Source organism: Hansschlegelia sp. KR7-227 (assembly GCF_049446035.1).
Taxonomy (GTDB): Bacteria; Pseudomonadota; Alphaproteobacteria; order Rhizobiales; family Methylopilaceae; genus Methylopila.
This window is the reverse complement of record NZ_JBMSEA010000001.1, coordinates 2,590,786-2,610,463: the sequence shown is the minus strand read 5'-3', so window position 1 is coordinate 2,610,463 and position 19,678 is coordinate 2,590,786. Positions and strand designations below refer to the sequence as shown.

Genomic DNA, 19,678 nt, shown 5'->3' with positions numbered 1-19,678 from the left:
ACGCGTAAAACCGGAAGGATGGTCCTGGATTCTGACGCGAACCGGAATTCCTCAAATCCGGTTTTGATCGATCGTTTACATCGCGTCCGATTTCCCTATCCTCGGTTCCAGCGAATCAGGAGGTCGTTCATGACCGACTTGGCCAGCCAGATCGAGGACGTCCGGTCCGAAATGGGACGGACGACGTCTCAAATCCTCAGCGTCATCGAAAAGGCGACGCGAGAGGTTCAGCGGGTGTCCGACCGCTCGCTCGCCATCGTCAGGGAAGCCGTTATCGCGGGAGCGATCCGGGAGGAGAAGCTTCACAAGAAGCTCGCCAAGCTCGAAGTGATGGCGAAGCTGCAGCCTGATGACGAGGAAGCTCCTCGGTCGGCGAAGGCGGATCCCGAGAAGCCCCCACTCGACCAGCCGAACCAGCCCAAGCGCTCGGCTTCTGAGATCATCCTTTTCAAGCTCGCATCCAGTCGGCAGCCAGTGCCGACGGGAGACCTCGACGAAATCGTTATTGAGGAGGGCCTGACGAAATCCGCGGCCGAGAAGGCGAAGTACCATCTCAAGAAGGATGGCCTCGCTACGGCCTCGAAGCGCCGGTGGTCGATTACGGATGCCGGTCGCAAGAAGCTTAACGGGCATCACCCGCCAGGAGGCCCGTAAACGAAAACGGCGCCGGTTGCCCCCGGCGCCGTTTCAGATGCGGACGTAGTTCAACAGGCAGAACCTGTCGGCCACCCACCGGCAAGATGCGGGTCCGAGTCCCGTCGTCCGCTCACGACTCAGCCCTTAGCGTGGAGCGTCGCGCTGTCGACGCCCCGCGTCAAGGGCTTGTGGCACGCTCCCCGCAGGGGTTTCAGATCCTCAGCCGCTCGTAGTGGAACTCGACGCCGAGCGGGATCTCCTCCTCGTGGTAGGTGAAGACGAGACCTTCATCCTCGAAAACTTGCTTTAGCATCAGCATGTTATTCGGGATCGGCGTCCGCCGACCCTTCTCGAAGTCACGCACGGTTGACAGCGAAAGGTTGGCCGCGTTCGCCAGCTCTTCCTGGGTCCAATCGAGCAGGGCTCGCGCGGCGCGGCACTGTTCCATGGAGATGATATCGGGCATGTCAGGCAACTTTAATAGCGAACGTCAACGATTATCGTTGACGTTCGGCGAGTCAGTGCTCAAGTGTAACGCCAACGATAATCGTTGGCAAAGCAGGTATGGGTCGAACGGCGGGCGATACACGGAAGGGGCAGCACTTCCTGCTGTCAGCCGCGGCCCGTCGACTTTCGCTTAGCCAGATCGCCCGTCTCACCGACGACCAGGCCCTCAAGCTCTTCGAGGGCATCCGCTGGTGTGAGACGCAGGGCGACCCTGTCTGCCCGAAATGCAACTGCCTGGCCGTCTATCGACACAAGGGCAAGCGCCGGATCTTCTCGTGCAAGGGCTGCACAGCGCAGTTCAGCGCGACCAGCGGCACGATCTTTCACTCCCGCAAGCTGCACGTCCGGGACATCCTGCTGGCGATCGCGATTTTCACGAACGGCGTGAAGGGCTATTCCGCGCTCCAGCTCTCCCGCGACCTGAATTGCCAATACCGGACCGCCTTCGTCCTCGCTCACAAGCTTCGGGAAGCGCTCGGCAAGGGCATGGACGAGATCGAGGCCTCAGGGACCATCGAGGTCGACGGCGCCTATTTCGGCGGCCACGTGAAGCCCGCGAACTACTGGGAGAACCGGCGCGACCGCCGGCTGGCGAAGAACCAGAATGGCAAGCGGCGCGTGGTCGTCATCATGCGAGAGCGTGGCGGCCGCACCCTGCCGTTCGTGGTCAAGCACGAGGCGCAGTCCGTCACGACGCTCGAGCGGCGCATCCGGCCTGGCAGCACTGTCCACGCCGACGAGGCCCGCTCCTGGGACCCGCTGCACTACGCCGGCCTCAATATGAAGCGGATCAACCACCAGCGGGCCTACAGCGACGAGGAGGCCTGCACGAACCACGCGGAAAGCTTCTTCTCACGGATCAGGCGCGCCGAGATCGGCATGCACCACCACATCGCTGGCCCGTACCTGGACGCCTACGCCAAGGAGATGGCCTGGCGGGAGGACGCCAGGCGGATCGACAACGGCACGCAGTTCCTGCTGATCGCGTTGGCAGCCGCCGGGCATGAGCCGTCAGCGATCTGGAAGGGCTACTGGCAGAGGGCTAAGTCGAAAGCCCCGACTGCTTCTGCAAACTAGCGCATCCCGGGGCCGGTCGACGTCTCATTGTCCGGGAGTTCGTCTCCGGGCTCAGCGGGGACATCAGGGACCTTCTCCAGAATAGCCATTACGGCGCCCATGTCGGCGCGCTCCGCCCGCTCGCGCATCATCTTGAGGCCGCGGCGATGTCCAAGTCCTTCCGAAATGAACGATACCATCAACTGATTGATGGATACTTTGTCTTCCGTGGCGGCGTCTCTTGCCTGATCCATGATGTGATCAGGAACGCGAAGTGGATATGCTGTCATCCAAGCCTCCTTGCGTAGTCGTTTGCAACGAATTCACCTGCTTTGCTGGCCGTAATTCCAAAAGCTGGAACTGCGGGATGTCTAAAATGCCTGTCGTCTGTCACAATGGTTCGTGATCCAGCTGCAAGAGCGCACTCGATATAGAGATAGTCTTTTGGATCATTAAAAATGGCCTGAATCGAAACCACGGCAAAGACGGCACGGCCCTTTCGCAGATCATGTCCAAAATGGGGTCGACATCCTGAGGTGCAATCGCAGGATTAGCTCCAAGAAGTCCTGGCCGCTTTAGAACATCTTCATATTCCAGCACCACCGCTGGAGACGCTGTGAAGCGCAACTCACCGGTTAGCATTCCCCTCAAGATCACAAACGATGCGCCGTTCCTTGAGCGGAATCCTCGAAGAAGCACATTGGCATCGACCACAATCATTGAACATATATGATATCACCTGCGATATCAGTCAACCCTACGCGACCATAGCAGGTTACCGTTCTCATCCGGCGCCGATCGGACACGCCCCTCGTCCCTCTGCTTTCGCAGAGCCTTTGAAGCTCGTCGCGTCACTTCCGATAGCAGCTTGCGATCGCGCGCATCGTCGCCACGCAGTGAGATGACGCTCTGCGCCAGCTCCCGGGACGTCATTGGGCGGTCAGCGTCCGCGATCTCGCGCATCAGAGCCCGCGTCAGCTCGCCGGTCCCGAACATGACCTGGCGCCTCTGGCGCGGCATGGCGGCGTCCAGGTCGCCCTTGTAGCCGAACGAGCCCAACGTCCGGTCCAGGGCGTCGATGTCGTTCCGGATCTCAGCCACCCGGTCCCGGATGCGCTCAGCCTCGTTGAAGAGCTCAGCGCGCTTCCTCAGCAGTCCGGAAATGGTGTGGTCGTAGCCGTGAGGCGCAGTGGTTTCCATGCCCGCAGAATGCCCCAGCGGAGGCCGTCAGAGAACGGATCACGAAATGCGTCTGCTGCATAAGACCGCGGAAATGGTTCGAGGTGCCGCCGAGCGGGATCGGCAGCCCGAGGCTCGCCAGCGCGGGGATCGCGACGTCGAACAGCGCGGCGTATTCGATCGCGAAGTGCCGCACGAGCCAGCCGTCGGCCAGGTTGTCGATCGCGAGCTTGGCCTGCACGCAGGCGAGCTTTCCCGGGCCGGCGCGAAACGCCGCCACCGCGAGCCGGAGCTGGTCGGGGTCGGGGCGGTCCTCGGCGTCATAGATGGTGAGATAGGCGCCGCGGGCGGCGAGCAGGCCGGCGTTGAGCGCCCTCGGCTTGGTCTGCGGGCCGCCCGGCGGCAGCACCAGCACCTCGACCCCGGCGCGCGGCGGCCGGCGCGCAAGCGCCGCGAGCGTCTCCGCGTCGTTGCGTTCGACGAGCAGCTTGATGTCGAGCTTCGCCGGCGGATAGTCGAAGCGTTCGAGCGCCGCAAGAAGGTCGGGGACGACGGCCGCTTCCCGGCAAAGCGGCACGAGCACGGTGTAGATCGGCAGGGCGCGATCGTCGAGGCGCGCGCCCGTGGGCGCAGGCGGCGCCGACGTGCAGGCGAGCCGCAGACGGAACGCGTTGAGGGCGGCGAACAGCAGCCCGGTGACGGCGGCGAGCGCGATTCCGGCCGCCGGGGCGAGAAAGGCGGCCGCCACCATGGCGATCAGGCCGGCGGCCAGCGCGGCGCGCATGGCCGCGCCCGGCCGCGGCATGCCGCGCTCGACGGTCAGTTCGGGCGAAAGCGCGGCCGGCCCCTCGCTGGCGCGCTCCGCGAGCGCGGATCCGGTGCGCGCGATCACCCAGTCGGCGAACGCCCTCGGGGTCGCGAGCGCGATCTTGGCGTCGCGCGGCTGGCCCCGCCGCGCCCGCGCGAGCGCAGCGACCGAGGCGCCGCGCGCCGCGATCACCAGCCGGAGCCGGCCGTCGGCGCCCTGCGTCTGGACGCGTCCCGTCCGGAGGGCGAAGCCGCACCGGTCGGCGTCGAAGGTCGATCCCGCGCCGTCGTCGACTGAGAGCGCGTCGACGCCGAGCGCATCCGCGAGTTTGAGAACAAGCTCCTCCTCCGGGATCGCGGCCGCGGTCGCGAGCGCGTCGTAAGGCGCGACCCCGGACGCTTCCGCGACCCGCAGGGCGTCGAGCAGCGTCGGCAGGGGGACGCCGGCGCGTTCGAGGGCCGCAAGCTCGGGAGGCAGAGCGTGGCGCGAGTGAAACGGCGCCGCAACGCCGTGCGCTCGGCTGGCGCGGCCATCGGCCGGCCACGGCGCGGAGTTCTCATGCCGCCGCCGCGCACGGGAGAGAGGCAGGCCAGCGCTCACCTTCGATCCGCCCCCGCAGGGCCGCGCGGCCATTTATCGCCCGCGCCCGTCGCCCGACCCCGCGCCGAAAAGTGTAGAATTGCGTCGGGCGAGGAGTCGAGTCGAATGCAACCTGTAGGGGTTTCTACGGAGATCCGCGGCGCGTTTTGCCGGGCGCTTCTGGCGCTCGCCATGCTGCTGTGCGGAGCCGTCGCGGGAGAGGCGGCCCAGCCCCTCGGCGACCAGGGCGTCGCGATCCCGCGTTACTCCGATCCCAAGGCGCGCATCGAAAAGCCCGATCTTCCGCCCAACCGGATCATCAAATGGGCGACGGGCGACGATTATCCCCCGTTCCACTACCTCGACTCCGAAGGCCAGCCCACAGGCTTCGCCGTTGACCTCGCGCGGGCGATCTGCGCCGAGCTCAAGATCGCCTGCACGCTGCAGGCCTGGCGCTGGGACGCGCTGATGGACACGCTCGACCAGCGTCAGGCCGACGTGATCCTCGCCATGGCGCGGCCGACGCCGGAGCTCCGCCTGCGCTACGCGATGACCGAGAGGGTCCACCAGAACGCGGCGCGCTTCGTCGCGCGCAAGGACAAGGCGGTCCCGGACGCCACGCCGGAAGCGCTGGCGGGCCGAACGGTCGCGGTCGTCGCCGGCTCCGCGCACGAGGCCTTCCTGAAGGCGTATTTCGGCAAGGCGGCGCTGAAAGCCTTTCCGAAGGCCGACGAGGCGCGGGCTGCGGTCAAGGACGGTGACGCCGAGGTCGTCTTCGGCGACGCGGTGTCGCTCGCCTTCTGGTTGAACGGCACCGCCTCCGACGGCTGCTGTCGCTTCGTGGGCGGCCCTTACGTCGACAGCCGCTATTTCGGCGAGGGCGTCGGCGCCCTCCTGCGGCCGGAGGACGAAAAGCTGCGGCAGGCGATCGACTACGCGCTGCAGCGGCTGGACGAATCCGGGACCTACGCCGAGATCTATCTCAAGCACTTTCCCGTCGGCATCTGGTGACGGCCCGTCATTGACGCGCTGCGGCGCGGGTCCGTAACGTGCGCGCCCTTCCAACGGACCTGCATCTGATGACCTCGCCTTCTCCCGTCGCGTCCGCGGACGCCCTCGCAGCACTCGCCCGCACGTCGAACGCCTGGCCGTTCGAGGAGGCCAGGAAGCTCGTCGAGCGGCTGAAGCGTCGCCCCAAGGCGGAGCCGGTGCTGTTCGAAACCGGCTACGGACCCTCGGGCCTGCCGCATATCGGCACCTTCGGCGAGGTCGCGCGCACGACGATGGTGCGGCACGCCTTCCGCGTCCTCACAGAGGACCGGGTGCCGACGCGTCTCGTCTGCTTCTCCGACGACATGGACGGCCTCAGGAAGGTCCCCGACAACGTGCCGAACCGCGAGATGATGGAAAGCCATCTCGGCAAGCCGCTGACCCAGGTGCCCGACCCGTTCGGCAGCGAGCACGGCTCGTTCGGCCGGGCCAACAACGCGCGGCTGCGCGCCTTCCTCGACCGCTTCGGCTTCGACTACGAGTTCCTGTCGGCGACCGATTGCTACGCGTCCGGCCGGTTCGACGCGACGCTGACGCTGATGCTGGAGCGCTTCGACGAGGTGATGGCGGTGATGCTGCCGTCGCTGCGCGAGGAGCGCTCCGCGACCTATTCGCCGTTCCTGCCGATCCACCCCAAGACCGGCGTCGTCATGCAGGTCCCGATCGACGAGCGCGACGTGTCCAAGGGCACGATCGTGTGGCGCGACCCCGAGACCGGCGAGCGCTTCGAGACGAAGGTCACGGGAGGCCACGCCAAGCTGCAGTGGAAGCCGGACTGGGCGATGCGCTGGACCGCGCTCCAGGTCGACTACGAGATGGCCGGCAAGGACCTCATCGATTCGGTCAAGCTCGCGGGCGAGATCTGCCGGGCTCTCGGGGGAACGCCGCCCGAAGGCTTCAACTACGAACTCTTCCTGGACGAGAAGGGCCAGAAGATCTCGAAGTCGAAGGGCAACGGCCTGACGATCGACGAGTGGCTGGCCTATGCCAGCCCGGAGAGCCTGTCGCTGTTCATGTATTCCAAGCCGCGCGAGGCGAAGCGGCTGCATTTCGACGTCATTCCGCGCGCGGTCGACGAGTACTTCCAGTTCCTCGCAGGCTACGCCCGCCAGGACGAGAAGCAGCGGCTGGCGAACCCGGTGTGGCACATCCACGCCGGCCGGCCGCCGTCGGAGACGCTGCCGGTCACCTTCGCGCTGCTGCTCAACCTCGTCTCGGCCTCGAACGCCGAGAACCGGGCGGTGCTCTGGGGCTTCATCGGCCGCTACGCGCCGGGCGTGACCCCTGAGACCCATCCGAAGCTCGACGAACTCGTCGGCTACGCGCTGCGCTATTACGAGGATCAGGTGAAGCCGACCAAGCGCTTCGCGGCGCCGGATGAGGTGGAGCGCGACGCGCTCGCCCGCCTCGACGCGGCGCTCGGAGACCTTGGCCCGGACGCGAGCCCCGAAGACGTGCAGACCGCGCTCTACGACGTCGCCCGGGCGATCCCGCGCTATCAGGACTTTTCCGCCAAAGGCGCGACGCCGGAGCGGCCGGGCGTCAGCCAGGAGTGGTTCTCCGCGCTCTACCGGACGTTGATCGGCCAGGAGAAGGGGCCGCGCTTCGGCTCCTTCGTCGCGCTTTACGGCGTCGAGGAGACCCGCGCGTTGATCGCCCGCGCGCTCGCGGGCGAACTGGCGAAGGCGGCATGAGAGAGGGACTGAGGATATGATCTTCCGTCGCGAAGGCGAAGCCGGCCCCTCCCGCTACGGCGCGGGCGTGAGCCGCGTCATCGGCGGCTCGCCGATCGGCGTGATCGTGCGGCTCGCCCTGCTCTGCGTGCTCGTCGGCCTCGTGCTGGATCAACTCGATCTCGACGCCTTCGAGCTGTTCCGCTGGGCCGCCCGCGTGATCGAGGACGCGATCGCGAACAGCGCGGACCTGCTGCGCCAGATCGGCCGCTACTTCCTGGTCGGCGCCATGGTGGTGATCCCGATCTGGATCGTGCTGCGACTTCTCAGGGTCGGCGCCGGCCGGCGCTGAGCCTGACGTGATCGCCGTCGAGCCGGGCGCGGAGCTTCGGCCCGCGCCCGCGGTCAGCCACGCCCGCGTGCTCGCCATCGCCCTGCCGATGACGATCGCGAGCGTCTCGACGCCGCTGCTCGGCTTCGTCCACGCCGCCGTCATCGGTCAGCTCGGCGACGTCGCGCTGCTCGGCGCGATCGCGCTCGCCGCTGTTCTGTTCGACGTCGTGTTCTGGCCCTTCGCCTTTCTCCGGATGGGAACGACCGGCCTCACGGCGCAGGCGGTCGGCGCTCAGGATGGCGCCGAGGAGGTGGCCGCGCTGATGCGCGCGCTGCTGCTCGCGGCGCTCTCCGGCGCCGTCGTCGTGGTCGCCCGGGAGCCGCTGGCGGATCTGATGCTCGGCTTGTTCGGACCGAGCCCCGAAGTCGAGGCGGCGACGCGGCGCTATTACGACATTCGCGTCTGGTCGGCGCCTGCGGCCTTCGCGAACTACGCGGTGCTCGGATGGCTGCTGGGCAAGGGGCGAGCCGCGCTCGGCCTGCTGCTCCAGCTCTTCCTCAACGGCTTCAACGCCGTGCTGACGGTCATCCTGGTGATGGTCCTCCATCTGTCGATCGACGGGGCCGCGATCGGCGCGGTCGCGGGCGAGGTCGCGACGCTTGCTCTCGGCCTTGCGCTCGTCGGGCGCCTGTCGCGCGGCAAGCCGGCGCCGGACCGCCGCCGCGTGCTCGACCGGCGGCGCGTCGTCGCGACCGTCGCCGTCAACCGCGACGTCTTCATCCGGACGCTCGCTCTGCTCGCGGCCTATCTGTTCTTCGCCGCGCAAGGCGCGCGCGCGGGCGACGCGACGCTCGCCGCGAACGCCGTGCTGATGAACCTCTTCCTCATCGGCGGCTATTTCCTCGACGGCTTCGCGACCGCGGCGGAGGCGCTCTGCGGGGCCGCCGTCGGCGCGCGCGACCGCTCGGCCTTCGACCGCGCGGCCGCCCTCGCCACCGTGTGGGCGGTTGCGGTCGGCGGAGCGATCTCGGCGCTCGCGCTCGCCGGCGGCCCGTCCTTCGTCGCCTTCGTGGCGACGAGCGCAGAGGTGCGCGCGGCCGCAGCCCCCTTCCTGCCTTACGCCGCCGCGGCCCCGCTCGCGGCCTCGCTCGCCTTCGCGATGGACGGGGTCTACATCGGCGCGACCTGGGGCGGCGCGATGCGCAACCTCATGCTGGTCGCGATCGCGATCTATTTCGCCGTGTTCGGTCTGGCCTCGCCGGCGCTGGGCAATCACGGCCTCTGGCTCGCTCTGCTGAGCTTCCTGCTGGCGCGCGGACTGGGACAGGCGGCGCTCTATCCCACGCTGCGGCGGCGCACCTTCGGCGCCTAGGAACCCGGTCCGGCGGCCGCCACCGCCGCGGCGTCCTGGCCGACGAGGGCGGCGAGCGCGCCCTCTTGCGCCGCGGCCTCCGACAGCGCGGCGGAGATGCGCCCGATCAGCGCCGGGCCTTCGAAGACCAGCGCGCTGTAGAGTTCGATCAGCGTCGCGCCGGCGCGGATCTTGGCGATGGCGTCCGCGCCCGAGGCGATCCCGCCGACGCCGACGAGCGGCATCGCCCCGTCGAGCCTGAGGAAGGCCTCCGCCAGCATCCAGGTCGCGCGGCGGAACAGCGGCGCGCCGGACAGGCCGCCGGCCTGTTCGGCGTTGCGTTCGGCGAGGCTCGCGGGACGCGCGAGCGTCGTGTTCGAAATCACGAGCCCGTCGAGGCCGCGGCTCCGCGCCACGGCGACCACGTCGTCGAGGCCCAGAAGGTCGAGGTCCGGCGCGATCTTGAGCAGAACCGGCCGCCTGGGCGACCCCTTCACGGTCGCCGCGTCGCGCGCGGCGACGACGCGGGCGACGAGGTCGTCGAGCGCCGCCTTCGCCTGCAGGTCGCGCAGGCCCGGCGTGTTCGGGGAGGAGACGTTGACGGTGAAGAAGGCGGCGTGAGGGGCGAAGGCCTCGATCCCCGCCACATAGTCGGCCGCACGGTCCGCGCTGTCCTTGTTCGCGCCGACATTGACGCCGACGAGCCCCGGCCGCCCGCGCCTGCGCTCCAGCCGGGCGCGCGCGGCCGCGGCGCCGGCGTTGTTGAAGCCCATGCGGTTGACCACGCCACGGTCCGCCGGCAGGCGGAACAGGCGCGGCTTCGGGTTTCCCGCCTGCGGGCGCGGCGTGACGGACCCGATCTCGACGAAGCCGAAGCCGAGCGCCAGCATGGCGTCCGGCGCGCGGGCGTCCTTGTCGAAGCCTGCGGCGAGGCCGATTGGGTTCGGAAAACTCAGCCCGAAGGCCTCGGTCCGCAATCGCGGGTCGGACGGCTTCGGCGCCCGGAACGGCAGCCGCTCCAGCCCGGCCAGCGTCGCCTCATGGGCGGTTTCGGCGTCGAGCCTCTGGAGCGCCGCCCGCATCAGCGGCCACAGCGCGCCGATCATGCGAGGTCCGGCGGGAAGTCATGCGCGCCGTCGTCCCCGAGCGGCAGCGGGATCTCCCAGCGCACGGCGCTCATCGGCAGATCGGCGTAGAGATGCGGGAACAGCGCGCCGCCGCGAGAGATCTCCCATTTGAGCGCGTCGCCGAGCGCGCCGACATCGACGGCGACGAGGACAAGGTCCGCCTGGTCCGCGAAGTGTCTGGCGGCGGTCTCCCGCGCCTGCTCGGCCGTCGACAGATGGATGAAGCCGTCGGCGAGATCGACAGGCGCGCCGACGAAGCGGCCGTGCCTCTCGGCGGCGCGCCACAGCGCGTTCGGCGCGATCTTGTACACGGTGGCGGGGATGGCGCTCACGGCGGTCCTGGGGGCGGTCTGTTCCGGCGCCGTCGGCCGCGGAACGCAGTCCGCTGCGGCGCGTTGCTGTCCTGCGGCAAGGAAGCTTTAGGACCTGAGCGCGCGGCGGACAAGACGCCCGCGCAGATCCGAGTGGACAGCGCCGCGAAAAGGGACTAATTCCTATACATAGCTCCACTGTCCTTCGGAGGCGGGGCGAGGAGACGGCGGAGACATGCTCGACCACGGCCAGATCTGGGCGGCGATCGACGCGCTTGCGGCCAAGAACGGCCTGTCCGCATCCGGGCTGGCGCGCAAGTCGGGGCTCGATCCCACGACCTTCAACCGATCCAAGCGCATCGCGGCCGACGGCCGGCCGCGCTGGCCGTCCACGGAATCCATCGCCAAGGCGCTCGACGCCACGACCACCAGCCTCGACGGCTTCATGAGCCTGCTCACCGGGGAGACGCCGGCCGAGCGGCGCAACAACAACGTGCCGCTGATCGGCCTCGCGCAGGCCGGCGACGGCGGCTATTTCGACGATGGCGGCTTCCCGACCGGTCAGGGATGGGACGAAATCCCTTTCCCCGACGTCGACCGCGCTCATGTCTACGCGCTCGAGATCGCCGGCGACTCCATGGCGCCGGTGTTCCGCGACGGCGACGTCGTGCTGGTCGCGCCGGGCGCGCCGGTGAGGCGCGGCGACCGGGTGGTGGTGAAGACCGCCGACGGCGAGGTCCTCGCGAAGGAGCTCGCGCGCAAGACGGCGAAGCAGGTCGAGCTGCGCTCGCTCAACCCCCAGCACCCGGATCGCTCGTTTCTGGCCTCCGAGATCGCCTGGATCGCCCGCATCGTCTGGGCGAGCCAGTAGGACGGCTCAGAGACCGCGCGCGGTCCATCCATCGGTCATCGCCACGCCGCGGTCGAGGTCGGCGGGGAAATCGAGCTCGCTCCATTCGAGCCCCTCGATCGAGCGCACGCCGACGATGTTCTGGTAGCGCGCGATGCCGTCGATCGCCGACAGGTACCAGCGCTTCAGGCCTTCTTCTGAGCGCATCAGGCGCTCGAGCTCAGCGACGAAGGCCGCGCCGCCCTCCTCGGTGAAGCGCAGGCAGCCAATCGACTCGCCGGTGACGAGATCGAGCGGCAGCGTCTTGCCGATCGCGAGCAGCCGGTCGCCCTGGGTCCGCACCTTCATGTCGTCGCTGTCGTAGTCGCCCTTTCGGTCGATCGTCACCGTGATCGGCGCGACCGCAGGCTCCTCCAGCACGCGCCGGGCAATCTCCGGCTCGATCAGCGTGTCGCCGTTCAGGATCAGGAAGGGCTGGCTCATCTCGTGGCGGGCGATCCAGCAGCTCGCCAGATTGTCGGCGAGCTCGAAGAACGGGTTGTGCGTCGCCCTGAGCGCGAGGCCGGGCAGGTCGATCGCCGCCAGCGCCGCCTCGACCTTCGCGGCCTCGAAGCCGGTCACCACCACGATCTCCTTCACGCCGGCGGCGGCGAGCGCGCGCACCTGCCACTCGACGAGCGGCCGTCCGGAGAAGGGGATCAGGCATTTCGGAGTTTCGGCGGTCAGCGGCAGAAGCCTGCGGCCCTGTCCCGCGCTCAGAATGATGGCTTTCACGTCGAACATCCGTCAGGCGCCGGGCGGGCCGAGGACCGCCCGTAATGCGCGAAGCGGCCGGGATAGCGTCATCGGGCGGGCGAGGCAAACCAGCGCCGGCGCAGGCCTGCGCCGACTTTCCGGAGGCTCGTTCATCATTCCCCAACCGTGACGAGCGGTCGGGCCGCCGCGCGCAACCTTCCGTCAGCGTTTTCGGACGCAGGCTGCGGCCTACGAGCTCCTGCAGGTTGGTCGATCATGTCCGAACGTCCCGAACTCGCCGACGTCGCGCAGCGGCGCGGCCGGATCAGCGCCGCCTTCGCCTTCCGCCCCGACGGGTTCGGCTACCGCTACGACCGCCGCGACGAGGAGAGCTTCGGCGGCGACGTCCGCTTCTCGGATCTCGCGGCGCCTTCGGCTTATGTCGAGGTGACCGAGGGCGACCGCGCGCTGCGCTGGACGCTGATCGTGATCTCCGGTCTGGCGCTGGCCGCGACGTTCCGCGGCGGCCCGCAGCCTCTGATCACGGCGCTCTACGCGGCCGTGGCCTTCGCGCTCGTCGCGGTCCTGTTCGCGACGCGCAAGCGTCGCCGCGTGAGCTACGTCATCGTGCCCTCGGCGGAGATGAACCTGATCGTGCTGGCGGACGACCAGCGCGACGCGATCCTCGCCCGACTGGAGGACGGGCGCCGCCAGGCCCTGTCCGTGGAGATCGCGGGCCGGGAGCCGGCGATCGCCCGCGACCGCCTCCGGCAGCTTCGGCGGGCGGAGCGGCTGGAGCTGGTCCCTCGCGCCGATGTCGAGCGCGAGCGCAGCGCGCTGGCGGCCGCGCGCTTCCAGCAGAACGGCCCGAGCGAGACCATCCAGTTCGAGTTCCTGCCCGATCGCCTCGTCTATTCCCGCGGCGGTTGGATCGACGGCCGACGGACGGCGACGTTCCGCTACGTCGATCTTCCAGCGCCCGTCGTCGCCTCCGAGACGCGCTATGCGGTCCTGCCCGGCGCCGTGCTCATCGCCTGGCTCGCAGTCTTTGCGCTCGCCGCGATGGCGAGCCTCGAACAGCTCCGTGGCCCCGGCTATTACGTCGGGGGAGAAGGGCTGAAGCATGCGCTGGTCGATTTCGGCCCGGGCTTCGTCGCCATGGCGGCGGCGCTCTGGTTCATCGAGCGCTGGATGAAGCTGAGCTACGCCAAGCCCTATCCCGGCGTCCATGTGCTGAAGGACAAGAAAGAGGACGCGATCCTCGCCGAACTCGAGCGCCGTCGTGACTCGGCCCTCCGCGCGCTCGCCGAGCCCGATCCCGCGCTGACGTTCGGCGAGCAGGCGGATCGGCTCGACCGTCTTCTGGCCGACGGGGCGCTTTCCAAGGACGAGCACGCGGCCGCCCTGCGCCGGGCGGAGGACGCGTCCGACGACCACGAGCTCGACGCGCTGTTCGCAGCCGAAAAGACCGAGCCGCCCGTCAAACGCCGCCTCCTCCACTAAGGCCCCGCGATCGTCGCGCGCCGCGGGCGGCCGCGGCGGCTATTCTCCCGCCGTCGTGCGGCCGGCGCGCCAGGTCTCATAGCGGGCTTTGTTCTCCGCGTTCGGGGGATAAAGGCCGGGCAGCGAGGCTCCGTTTTCGACCTCTCCCATGATCCACGCCTCGAGCCGCTCCTGCTCCTGCGCGACGGCCACAACCTCCTCGACGAGCTTCTGGGGAACCACCACCGCGCCGTCGTCGTCCACGACGACGAGATCGTCCGGAAAGACGGCGACGCCGCCGCACCCGATCGGCTCCTGCCAGTTCACGAAGGTTAGTCCGGCGACGGACGGCGGCGCCGCTCCGCCCTGACACCAGATGGGCAGGCCGGTCCCGAGCACGCCGGCGACGTCGCGCATCACGCCGTCGGTCACGAGGCCTGCGACCCCGCGCTTCCTCATGCGGGCGGCGAGGATGTCGCCGAAGATGCCGGCGTCGGTGACCCCCATAGCGTCCGCGACCGCGATGCAGCCGGCGGGCATGTCCTCGATCGCCGCGCGCGTCGAGCGCGGCGAGGACCAGGATTCCGGGGTCGCGAGATCTTCGCGCGCGGGGACGAAACGCAAAGTGAAGGCGCGGCCGACGAGGCGCGGCTGGCCGGGCCTCAAGGGCCTCGTGCCGCGCATCCAGACGTTTCGAAGCCCCTTCTTGAGCAGCACGGTCGTCAGCGTCGCCGTCGAGACGGCCGACAGGATGTCGATGACGGAACGGTCAAGGGTCATGGCGGTCCTTTGGACTTGTCTGCTCGCGATCGGGGTCGCCGTCGCTCCGAAGGCCGGTGATGTCCGAGGCCGGCGGCCCGCGCAACGCGACTTCGCCGGCATACGTCTTCCGAGGGCCGGCGGCGGGCCGGCGGGGTCGGCCCGCGTCAGCCGCGCGCAAAAGGCCCCACGATCCGTTTCCGAGCGGCGGAGCGTCTTAGACAGGGCGGACGTCGAGCGCGCCGGGCGTCTCGCGCGGGGCGACCGCTGGGACGATCATACCCTCGGAAGCGAGCTCCGTCATGCCGCGGGGGCTTGGTCGAGCATCTGCCGGCCGCCGCGAAGGGCGCGGCCGCCCGCCGCGCCGATTCCGCTCGTCCCGGACCCCCGGGCGGCGGTTCGGCGCCGGGCCTCGAGATCGCGGGCCGTCATTCGACGGCGACGAGGCGCGTTCTGCCCGCGCGACAGACGCCGAGCACGAACGCCCGGGCGGATCCCGTGCGGTCCACCGTCTCCTGCGGCGATCGGACCGGCGAGAGATCGACGCTCACGATGACGTCGTCCGGTCCGAGCCCGGACATCGCGGCTCTGCTGGTCTCCCCGACCGACACGACCACGGCCCCATGCGGCTCGGCGTTCGGGCATGAGGTCATATCCGCCGGCCGCAGGATGACGGTGGCGAGCAGACCGGTTCCCTCGATGCGGTTCGACTGCGGCGGCGGAGCCGGCAGGAGATCCGTCTCGACGCTGAGCAGCGCGTCCTTTCGAGCGATCGTCAGGCGGGCGACCGCCTGCGGCTTTCGAAGACCGATCGCGTTGCGAAGATCGGCGGCGCGCTGCACGGGCGCGCCGTCGAGCGCGAGCACGACGTCGCCGGGCCGCAACGCCGCGCGCTCCGCGGCGCCGCTCGGCTCGAGCTCGGAAATCACCGCCCCGCTCCGGGATCGGACGTTCAAGACGCGCGCGAGAGCGGGAGTCAGATCCTGGAGCTCCGCTCCGAGCTCGCCACGCGAGATCGATCCGTTCGCGATCAGCTCCTCCATCACGGGCCTGATCATCGCGACGGGGATCGCGAAGCCGATCCCGACATTGGCGGCGGACGGGCTGAGAATGCCGTTGTTCACGCCGACCAGCTCGCCCGCCAGATTGACCAGCGGCCCTCCGGAGTTTCCCGGATTGATGGAGGCGTCCGTCTGGATGAAATCCTCGAACTCTTCGATGCCGAGCCCCGATCGTCCGAGCGCGCTTACGATGCCCATCGTGACGGTGCCGCCAAGGCCGAAGGGGTTGCCGACGGCGACCACGTAGTCGCCGACCTTCAAGCCGCCCGGAGCGGCGAAGGACATGGCTCGGAGCCCCGGCGCGTCGACCTTGACGACGGCGAGATCGGTCCGTGGATCGGCGCCGATGACCTTCGCCGCGAGGCTGCGTCCGTCCGTCAGCGCGACGCGCACCGCGCCCCCGGTGGAGACGACGTGGCTGTTCGTGAGGATGAAGCCCTGTCGCGCGTCGACGATCACGCCGGATCCGACCAGGCGGTAACTGGAGGACTGAGCGCCGGCCGGACCGGCGGCGCGCCAGGAGGTCGGCTCCCCCTCCGCCGAGCCGGGATCAAGCGCTGATCCGACCACCGCGATGCTGACCACGCTCGGCAGGACGGGCTCGAGCATGGACGCGAGGGATGGATACGGCGTGGCGCGCTCCGCCCGTCCCGCCGCGGGAAGGGACGCCGCCAGAGCGAGCGCGAGGAGCGCCCGAAGCCGTCGCGACGACCCATGGCGCGACGTCGCCGTCATAGGCCGAGCGACCGCAAAGGCCATGCGCCAGCCGGGCCGTCCCATCCGGAATCCGACCCGCGTTTCCCGTCCGGCGCCGCCTTCGGTCATGGCGTGATCGCGACCTTCAGGACGCCGTCGCGCTGGTGGGAGAACAGATCGTGCGGGCCGACGTCGGGGACCGGCTTGTCGAGGACGATGCGGCCGGCCTGGACGAAGACGGCGGCTTTCATTCTGGGCATGCGACGGCTCCGCCTGCGCGCGATCGGGCGCTTTCCAAGCGACAGTTTCGCAAATCGGCGGACCCGCCCTTTGATCCAACTCAACCCTGGGAGAAGCGCGATCGCCCCCTCGACCGCCGGCGCTGACCCAGATCAAAGCCGAGCCGGGCAAGCCGTCTCATTGATGCTGCAAGGACGGTGATCGCCGTCCTTGCGCAACGTCCGTCGCGCGGGCCGTGCAGTCGACGCGCCCGCCGGGTCCGACAGGAGAGACGGAACATGTCCGACGCAGGATTGAAGTCGCTCGTCGAGGAAGAGCTGGAGTTCGAGCCCAGGGTGAACGCGGCTCACATCGGGGTCGCGGCCCGTGACGGCGTGGTGACGCTGACCGGGCGCGTCGCCAGTTATGTGGAGAAGGTCGCCGCCGAGAAAGCCGCGCAGCGGGTGCGCGGCGTGAAGGCGATCGCCGAAGAGATCGAGGTCCGCTACCCCTATGACGGCGCGCGCAGCGACGAGGAGATCGCGATGCGCGCCGCGAACGTCCCTGAATGGAACATGTCGGTCCCGGACGCCGTCAAGGTGAAGCTCGAGCGCGGCTGGGTCACCCTGTCCGGCGCGGTCGACTGGCAGTACCAGCGCGAGGCCGCGGAGTCCGCGATCCGCCAGCTCGACGGCGTGATCGGCGTCACGAACGCGATCGCGCTGAAGGACAGGCCGAAGGCCGCCGACGTCAAGAAGACGATCGAGGACGCGCTCAAGCGCAACGCCGCCCTCGACGCGGCGGCGATCGACGTCATGGTCACGAACGATCAGGTCAGACTGTCGGGCAAAGTGCACAGCTGGCACGAGCGGCGCATCGCCGAGCAGGCCGCCTGGTCGGCCCCCGGCGTGAAGGCCGTCGACGCCAAGATCAGCATCGCGGCCTGATCCCAGGACGATCCGGACCACGTGGCGCCGCGTGGTTCGGGCCTTTCCGTCGAGGCAAGGCGGCTCAGCCCGCCGCCAGCAGTCTTTCCAGACGATCCACAAAGGGGGCCTGGGCGGGGATCAGTTTCCGCCGTGCGTCGGCGGGCGCGAACCACGCCGCGCGATCGACCTCCGGAAAGGCCTGGAGCCGTCCGGAGCGGGGCGGCCACTCCATCTCGAACGGCTCGCTCTTGAGGGAGGCTGCGTCGAAGTCGCTCCGCCCGGCGAAACCTCGGACGATCTTGCCCGCGCGCTGCCGCACCTCGCCGAGGTCGGAGAGCGGACCGTCGAACGCCAGCCCCAGCTCCTCGCGAAGCTCGCGGCGCGCGGTCGCCTCCGTCGCTTCTCCCGGCGCCGTCTCGCCTTTCGGGATCGACCAGGCGCCGAGATCCCTGTTCCGCCAGAACGGGCCGCCGGGATGGACCAGCAAGAGCTCAAGCCCCTCGGCGCCTTCCCGATAGAGCAGGATTCCCGCGCTCGTGACCGACGTCATGACCGAAGCTCCGAGGGGCGCCGGCGGGCGTTGCGACAGATCAAGCCGAGCCTGCTGTCCGCGCCGGGATCGACCGGCGATACGCTCGCTCTTGAAGCGGGGATTGAACCCTATGTCCCGAAAGCTCGTCGAGACCCGACCTTCGGAGACCGCGCCCGACCGCCGCTCGTTCTCCGGCTATGCGGCGGTCGGCGAAGGCGCTTTGATGTCTTGATCGCCTGTTTCGCGGGCGCCGGCTTGCGCCGCGGCCCTCCGTGGTCGATGTCTGACGGAACGGCTTCAGCGGATCGTGGACCGATCTTTCGTGGGCGCTGCGCTCCGAAGGACGCTGGTCCCCGGGCCGCTGGCGCGCGCCCCATCGGCGAAGAAGAGCGTGACGTTCGGCGAATTCGCACAAGAAAGCCTCTGGCTCACCGCGCTGCATCTTGTCCTCGCGTCGGCGACGTCGGTCCACGTGCTGCTGCGAAAGCGCGACGTGCGGGCCGCCATCGGCTGGATAGGCCTCGCCTGGCTGTCGCCGATCTTCGGGGCCGCGCTTTATTTCGCCTTCGGCGTCAATCGCGTGCATCGGAAGGCGCGGCGCCTGCGTGGCCTCAGCCCCTCGCGGACGCCGTCCCCGCCGGATGCGCGCGAGCTTTCCGTGCAAGACCGTCTCGCCGCGGCGGTCGGGTCCGTCACCGGGCTCGAGCGGGTCGACGGGACCGTCGAAGCGGTCCTGCAGTCGGGAGACGAGGCCTATCCCGACATGCTGCGCGCGATCCGTGAGGCCCGGGTCAGCATCGAGCTGTCGACCTTCATCTTCCGAACCGACGAGGCCGGCCTGCCCTTCGTGGAGGCGCTCGCCGCAGCGCACGGCCGCGGCGTCGCGGTCCGGGTCCTGATCGACGGGATGGGCGGCGGCTACTTTCGCTCGGCCGCCTATCGGGCGCTGACGCGCCGCGGCGTCCCGGCCGCACGCTTCCTCCACACGGCCTGGCCGTGGCGGATGCCGCTGCTCGACCTCCGGCTCCACAAGAAGGCGCTGATCGTCGACCGGCGCGTCGCCTTCGTCGGCGGGCTGAACATCGCGTCGGAAAACGTTCTGGCGCGGCCGACGCGCCTGCCCGTCCGCGACACCCATTTCCGCGTGAGCGGTTCGGTGGTCGACCAGATCGCGGACAGCTTCGACGAAGACTGGGCCTTCACGACCGGCGACGAGATCAAGGACGCGCCGTCATCGCCGCCGTCGGCGGGGCCGCCCGCGCGGGCCATCGTGTCCGGGCCCGACCAGGCCGTCGACCGGCTGGTGCTCGTGCTGCTGTCGGCGATCTCGTCGGCCCGGAAGACCATCCGCGTCGCGACGCCCTATTTCCTTCCTGACGAGCGCGTTCTCACCGCCCTGCAGGTCGCGGCCCTGCGCGGCGTCGAGGTCCGTCTCGTCACCCCCGCGGCCAACAATCATCGGCTGGTCGCGTGGGCGTCGGACGCTCATGTCAGACCGCTGCTGGAGGCGGGGTGCAGGCTTTACCGATCCGCGCCGCCCTTCGATCATTCCAAGCTCATGAGCGTCGACGATTCCTGGTGCCTGATCGGCAGCGCGAACTGGGACACGCGAAGCCTGCGTCTCAACTTCGAACTTACGGTGGAGCTCTATGACGTCGGTCTCGCGACGCGGCTCTCCGCCCTGATCGATTCGAAATGCGCCCTGACGGTGAGCCTCGAGGAACTCGACGGCAAGCCCCTGCCGCTCAAGCTCCGGGACGCGACCGCCAGGTTGCTGTCGCCCTATCTCTGACGCTGGAACCGC

General features: G+C 69.2%; 22 protein-coding genes and 1 tRNA gene. 11 read left to right on the top strand and 12 right to left on the bottom strand.

What is annotated here, in order from left to right; translation table 11 throughout:
- Nucleotides 1–18: 18 nt before the first annotated feature.
- On the top strand, nt 19–654 hold the full coding sequence (locus ACO2RJ_RS12315) for a hypothetical protein (protein WP_423268297.1): 636 nt from the start codon (nt 19–21) through the stop codon (nt 652–654).
- A 39-nt stretch (nt 655–693) separates the two neighbouring features.
- Nucleotides 694–767, top strand: a tRNA-Gly gene (locus ACO2RJ_RS12310).
- Between the two features lie 80 nt (nt 768–847).
- On the opposite strand, the gene ACO2RJ_RS12305 is transcribed toward ACO2RJ_RS12310, so the two are convergent.
- Nucleotides 848–1,102: a helix-turn-helix domain-containing protein gene (locus ACO2RJ_RS12305; RefSeq protein ID WP_423268296.1), complete on the bottom strand. Its 255-nt coding sequence runs from the start codon at nt 1,100–1,102 to the stop codon at nt 848–850.
- A 98-nt stretch (nt 1,103–1,200) separates the two neighbouring features.
- Between ACO2RJ_RS12305 and ACO2RJ_RS12300 the strand changes: the two genes are divergently transcribed.
- The gene (locus ACO2RJ_RS12300) at nt 1,201–2,220 is read left to right on the top strand and encodes an IS1595 family transposase (protein WP_423268295.1); all 1,020 of its coding nucleotides are present in this window, start codon (nt 1,201–1,203) and stop codon (nt 2,218–2,220) included.
- Here ACO2RJ_RS12300 and ACO2RJ_RS12295 read toward each other — a convergent pair.
- From ACO2RJ_RS12295 to ACO2RJ_RS12280, 4 genes are all read right to left on the bottom strand, one after another.
- Nucleotides 2,217–2,489: a hypothetical protein gene (locus ACO2RJ_RS12295; protein ID WP_423268294.1), complete on the bottom strand. Its 273-nt coding sequence runs from the start codon at nt 2,487–2,489 to the stop codon at nt 2,217–2,219. The genes ACO2RJ_RS12300 and ACO2RJ_RS12295 overlap by 4 nt on opposite strands.
- Before the next feature lie 100 nt (nt 2,490–2,589).
- Nucleotides 2,590–2,919, bottom strand: a complete 330-nt coding sequence (locus ACO2RJ_RS12290; protein WP_423268293.1) for a PIN domain-containing protein — start codon at nt 2,917–2,919, stop codon at nt 2,590–2,592.
- A gap of 27 nt (nt 2,920–2,946) precedes the next feature.
- Entirely contained in the window at nt 2,947–3,399 is a 453-nt protein-coding gene (locus tag ACO2RJ_RS12285) for a hypothetical protein (protein ID WP_423268292.1), read from the bottom strand.
- Complete coding sequence (locus tag ACO2RJ_RS12280; protein WP_423268291.1) at nt 3,335–4,786, bottom strand: glycosyltransferase; 1,452 nt, start codon at nt 4,784–4,786, stop codon at nt 3,335–3,337. Before ACO2RJ_RS12280 ends, ACO2RJ_RS12285 begins: the two co-directional genes overlap by 65 nt.
- A gap of 105 nt (nt 4,787–4,891) precedes the next feature.
- Between ACO2RJ_RS12280 and ACO2RJ_RS12275 the strand changes: the two genes are divergently transcribed.
- From ACO2RJ_RS12275 to ACO2RJ_RS12260, 4 genes are all read left to right on the top strand, one after another.
- A complete protein-coding gene (locus ACO2RJ_RS12275) occupies nt 4,892–5,776 on the top strand; it encodes a transporter substrate-binding domain-containing protein (RefSeq protein WP_423268290.1) in 885 nt (294 codons plus the stop codon).
- 68 nt (nt 5,777–5,844) lie between these two features.
- Nucleotides 5,845–7,509, top strand: a complete 1,665-nt coding sequence (locus ACO2RJ_RS12270) for a lysine--tRNA ligase (protein WP_423268289.1) — start codon at nt 5,845–5,847, stop codon at nt 7,507–7,509.
- Nucleotides 7,510–7,525: 16 nt separating this feature from the next.
- On the top strand, nt 7,526–7,840 hold the full coding sequence (locus ACO2RJ_RS12265) for a DUF6460 domain-containing protein (RefSeq protein ID WP_423268288.1): 315 nt from the start codon (nt 7,526–7,528) through the stop codon (nt 7,838–7,840).
- Nucleotides 7,841–7,847: 7 nt separating this feature from the next.
- Nucleotides 7,848–9,194 (top strand): MATE family efflux transporter, encoded by a 1,347-nt coding sequence (locus tag ACO2RJ_RS12260; RefSeq protein ID WP_423268287.1) that lies wholly within the window; start codon nt 7,848–7,850, stop codon nt 9,192–9,194.
- On the opposite strand, the gene ACO2RJ_RS12255 is transcribed toward ACO2RJ_RS12260, so the two are convergent.
- Nucleotides 9,191–10,279 (bottom strand): quinone-dependent dihydroorotate dehydrogenase, encoded by a 1,089-nt coding sequence (locus tag ACO2RJ_RS12255; RefSeq protein ID WP_423268286.1) that lies wholly within the window; start codon nt 10,277–10,279, stop codon nt 9,191–9,193. The genes ACO2RJ_RS12260 and ACO2RJ_RS12255 overlap by 4 nt on opposite strands.
- Nucleotides 10,276–10,632 carry a DUF952 domain-containing protein gene (locus ACO2RJ_RS12250; RefSeq protein ID WP_423268285.1) on the bottom strand — a complete coding sequence of 119 codons (357 nt, stop codon included), beginning with the start codon at nt 10,630–10,632 and terminating at the stop codon, nt 10,276–10,278. Before ACO2RJ_RS12250 ends, ACO2RJ_RS12255 begins: the two co-directional genes overlap by 4 nt.
- Before the next feature lie 214 nt (nt 10,633–10,846).
- On the opposite strand from ACO2RJ_RS12250, the gene ACO2RJ_RS12245 reads away from it, so the two are divergent.
- Nucleotides 10,847–11,482, top strand: a complete 636-nt coding sequence (locus ACO2RJ_RS12245) for a S24 family peptidase (protein ID WP_423268284.1) — start codon at nt 10,847–10,849, stop codon at nt 11,480–11,482.
- A 6-nt stretch (nt 11,483–11,488) separates the two neighbouring features.
- Here ACO2RJ_RS12245 and ACO2RJ_RS12240 read toward each other — a convergent pair whose 3' ends face one another.
- Complete coding sequence (locus tag ACO2RJ_RS12240; protein WP_423268283.1) at nt 11,489–12,244, bottom strand: NTP transferase domain-containing protein; 756 nt, start codon at nt 12,242–12,244, stop codon at nt 11,489–11,491.
- Between the two features lie 228 nt (nt 12,245–12,472).
- Between ACO2RJ_RS12240 and ACO2RJ_RS12235 the strand changes: the two genes are divergently transcribed.
- Nucleotides 12,473–13,699: a hypothetical protein gene (locus tag ACO2RJ_RS12235; RefSeq protein ID WP_423268282.1), complete on the top strand. Its 1,227-nt coding sequence runs from the start codon at nt 12,473–12,475 to the stop codon at nt 13,697–13,699.
- Nucleotides 13,700–13,738: 39 nt separating this feature from the next.
- Here the strand turns inward: ACO2RJ_RS12235 and ACO2RJ_RS12230 are convergent, their stop codons facing one another.
- The 3 genes from ACO2RJ_RS12230 to ACO2RJ_RS12220 form a co-directional block, all read right to left on the bottom strand.
- Nucleotides 13,739–14,458 carry a ribonuclease activity regulator RraA gene (locus ACO2RJ_RS12230; protein WP_423268281.1) on the bottom strand — a complete coding sequence of 240 codons (720 nt, stop codon included), beginning with the start codon at nt 14,456–14,458 and terminating at the stop codon, nt 13,739–13,741.
- A gap of 407 nt (nt 14,459–14,865) precedes the next feature.
- Complete coding sequence (locus ACO2RJ_RS12225; protein ID WP_423268280.1) at nt 14,866–16,107, bottom strand: trypsin-like peptidase domain-containing protein; 1,242 nt, start codon at nt 16,105–16,107, stop codon at nt 14,866–14,868.
- A 212-nt stretch (nt 16,108–16,319) separates the two neighbouring features.
- Nucleotides 16,320–16,454 (bottom strand): hypothetical protein, encoded by a 135-nt coding sequence (locus tag ACO2RJ_RS12220; protein ID WP_423268279.1) that lies wholly within the window; start codon nt 16,452–16,454, stop codon nt 16,320–16,322.
- A gap of 258 nt (nt 16,455–16,712) precedes the next feature.
- Between ACO2RJ_RS12220 and ACO2RJ_RS12215 the strand changes: the two genes are divergently transcribed.
- A complete protein-coding gene (locus ACO2RJ_RS12215) occupies nt 16,713–17,360 on the top strand; it encodes a BON domain-containing protein (RefSeq protein WP_423268278.1) in 648 nt (215 codons plus the stop codon).
- Between the two features lie 64 nt (nt 17,361–17,424).
- Here the strand turns inward: ACO2RJ_RS12215 and ACO2RJ_RS12210 are convergent, their stop codons facing one another.
- Nucleotides 17,425–17,892 (bottom strand): NUDIX domain-containing protein, encoded by a 468-nt coding sequence (locus ACO2RJ_RS12210; RefSeq protein WP_423268277.1) that lies wholly within the window; start codon nt 17,890–17,892, stop codon nt 17,425–17,427.
- Nucleotides 17,893–18,196: 304 nt separating this feature from the next.
- Here ACO2RJ_RS12210 and ACO2RJ_RS12205 point away from each other — a divergent pair, with 304 nt between their 5' ends.
- Entirely contained in the window at nt 18,197–19,666 is a 1,470-nt protein-coding gene (locus ACO2RJ_RS12205; RefSeq protein ID WP_423268276.1) for a phospholipase D-like domain-containing protein, read from the top strand.
- Nucleotides 19,667–19,678 lie beyond the last annotated feature (12 nt).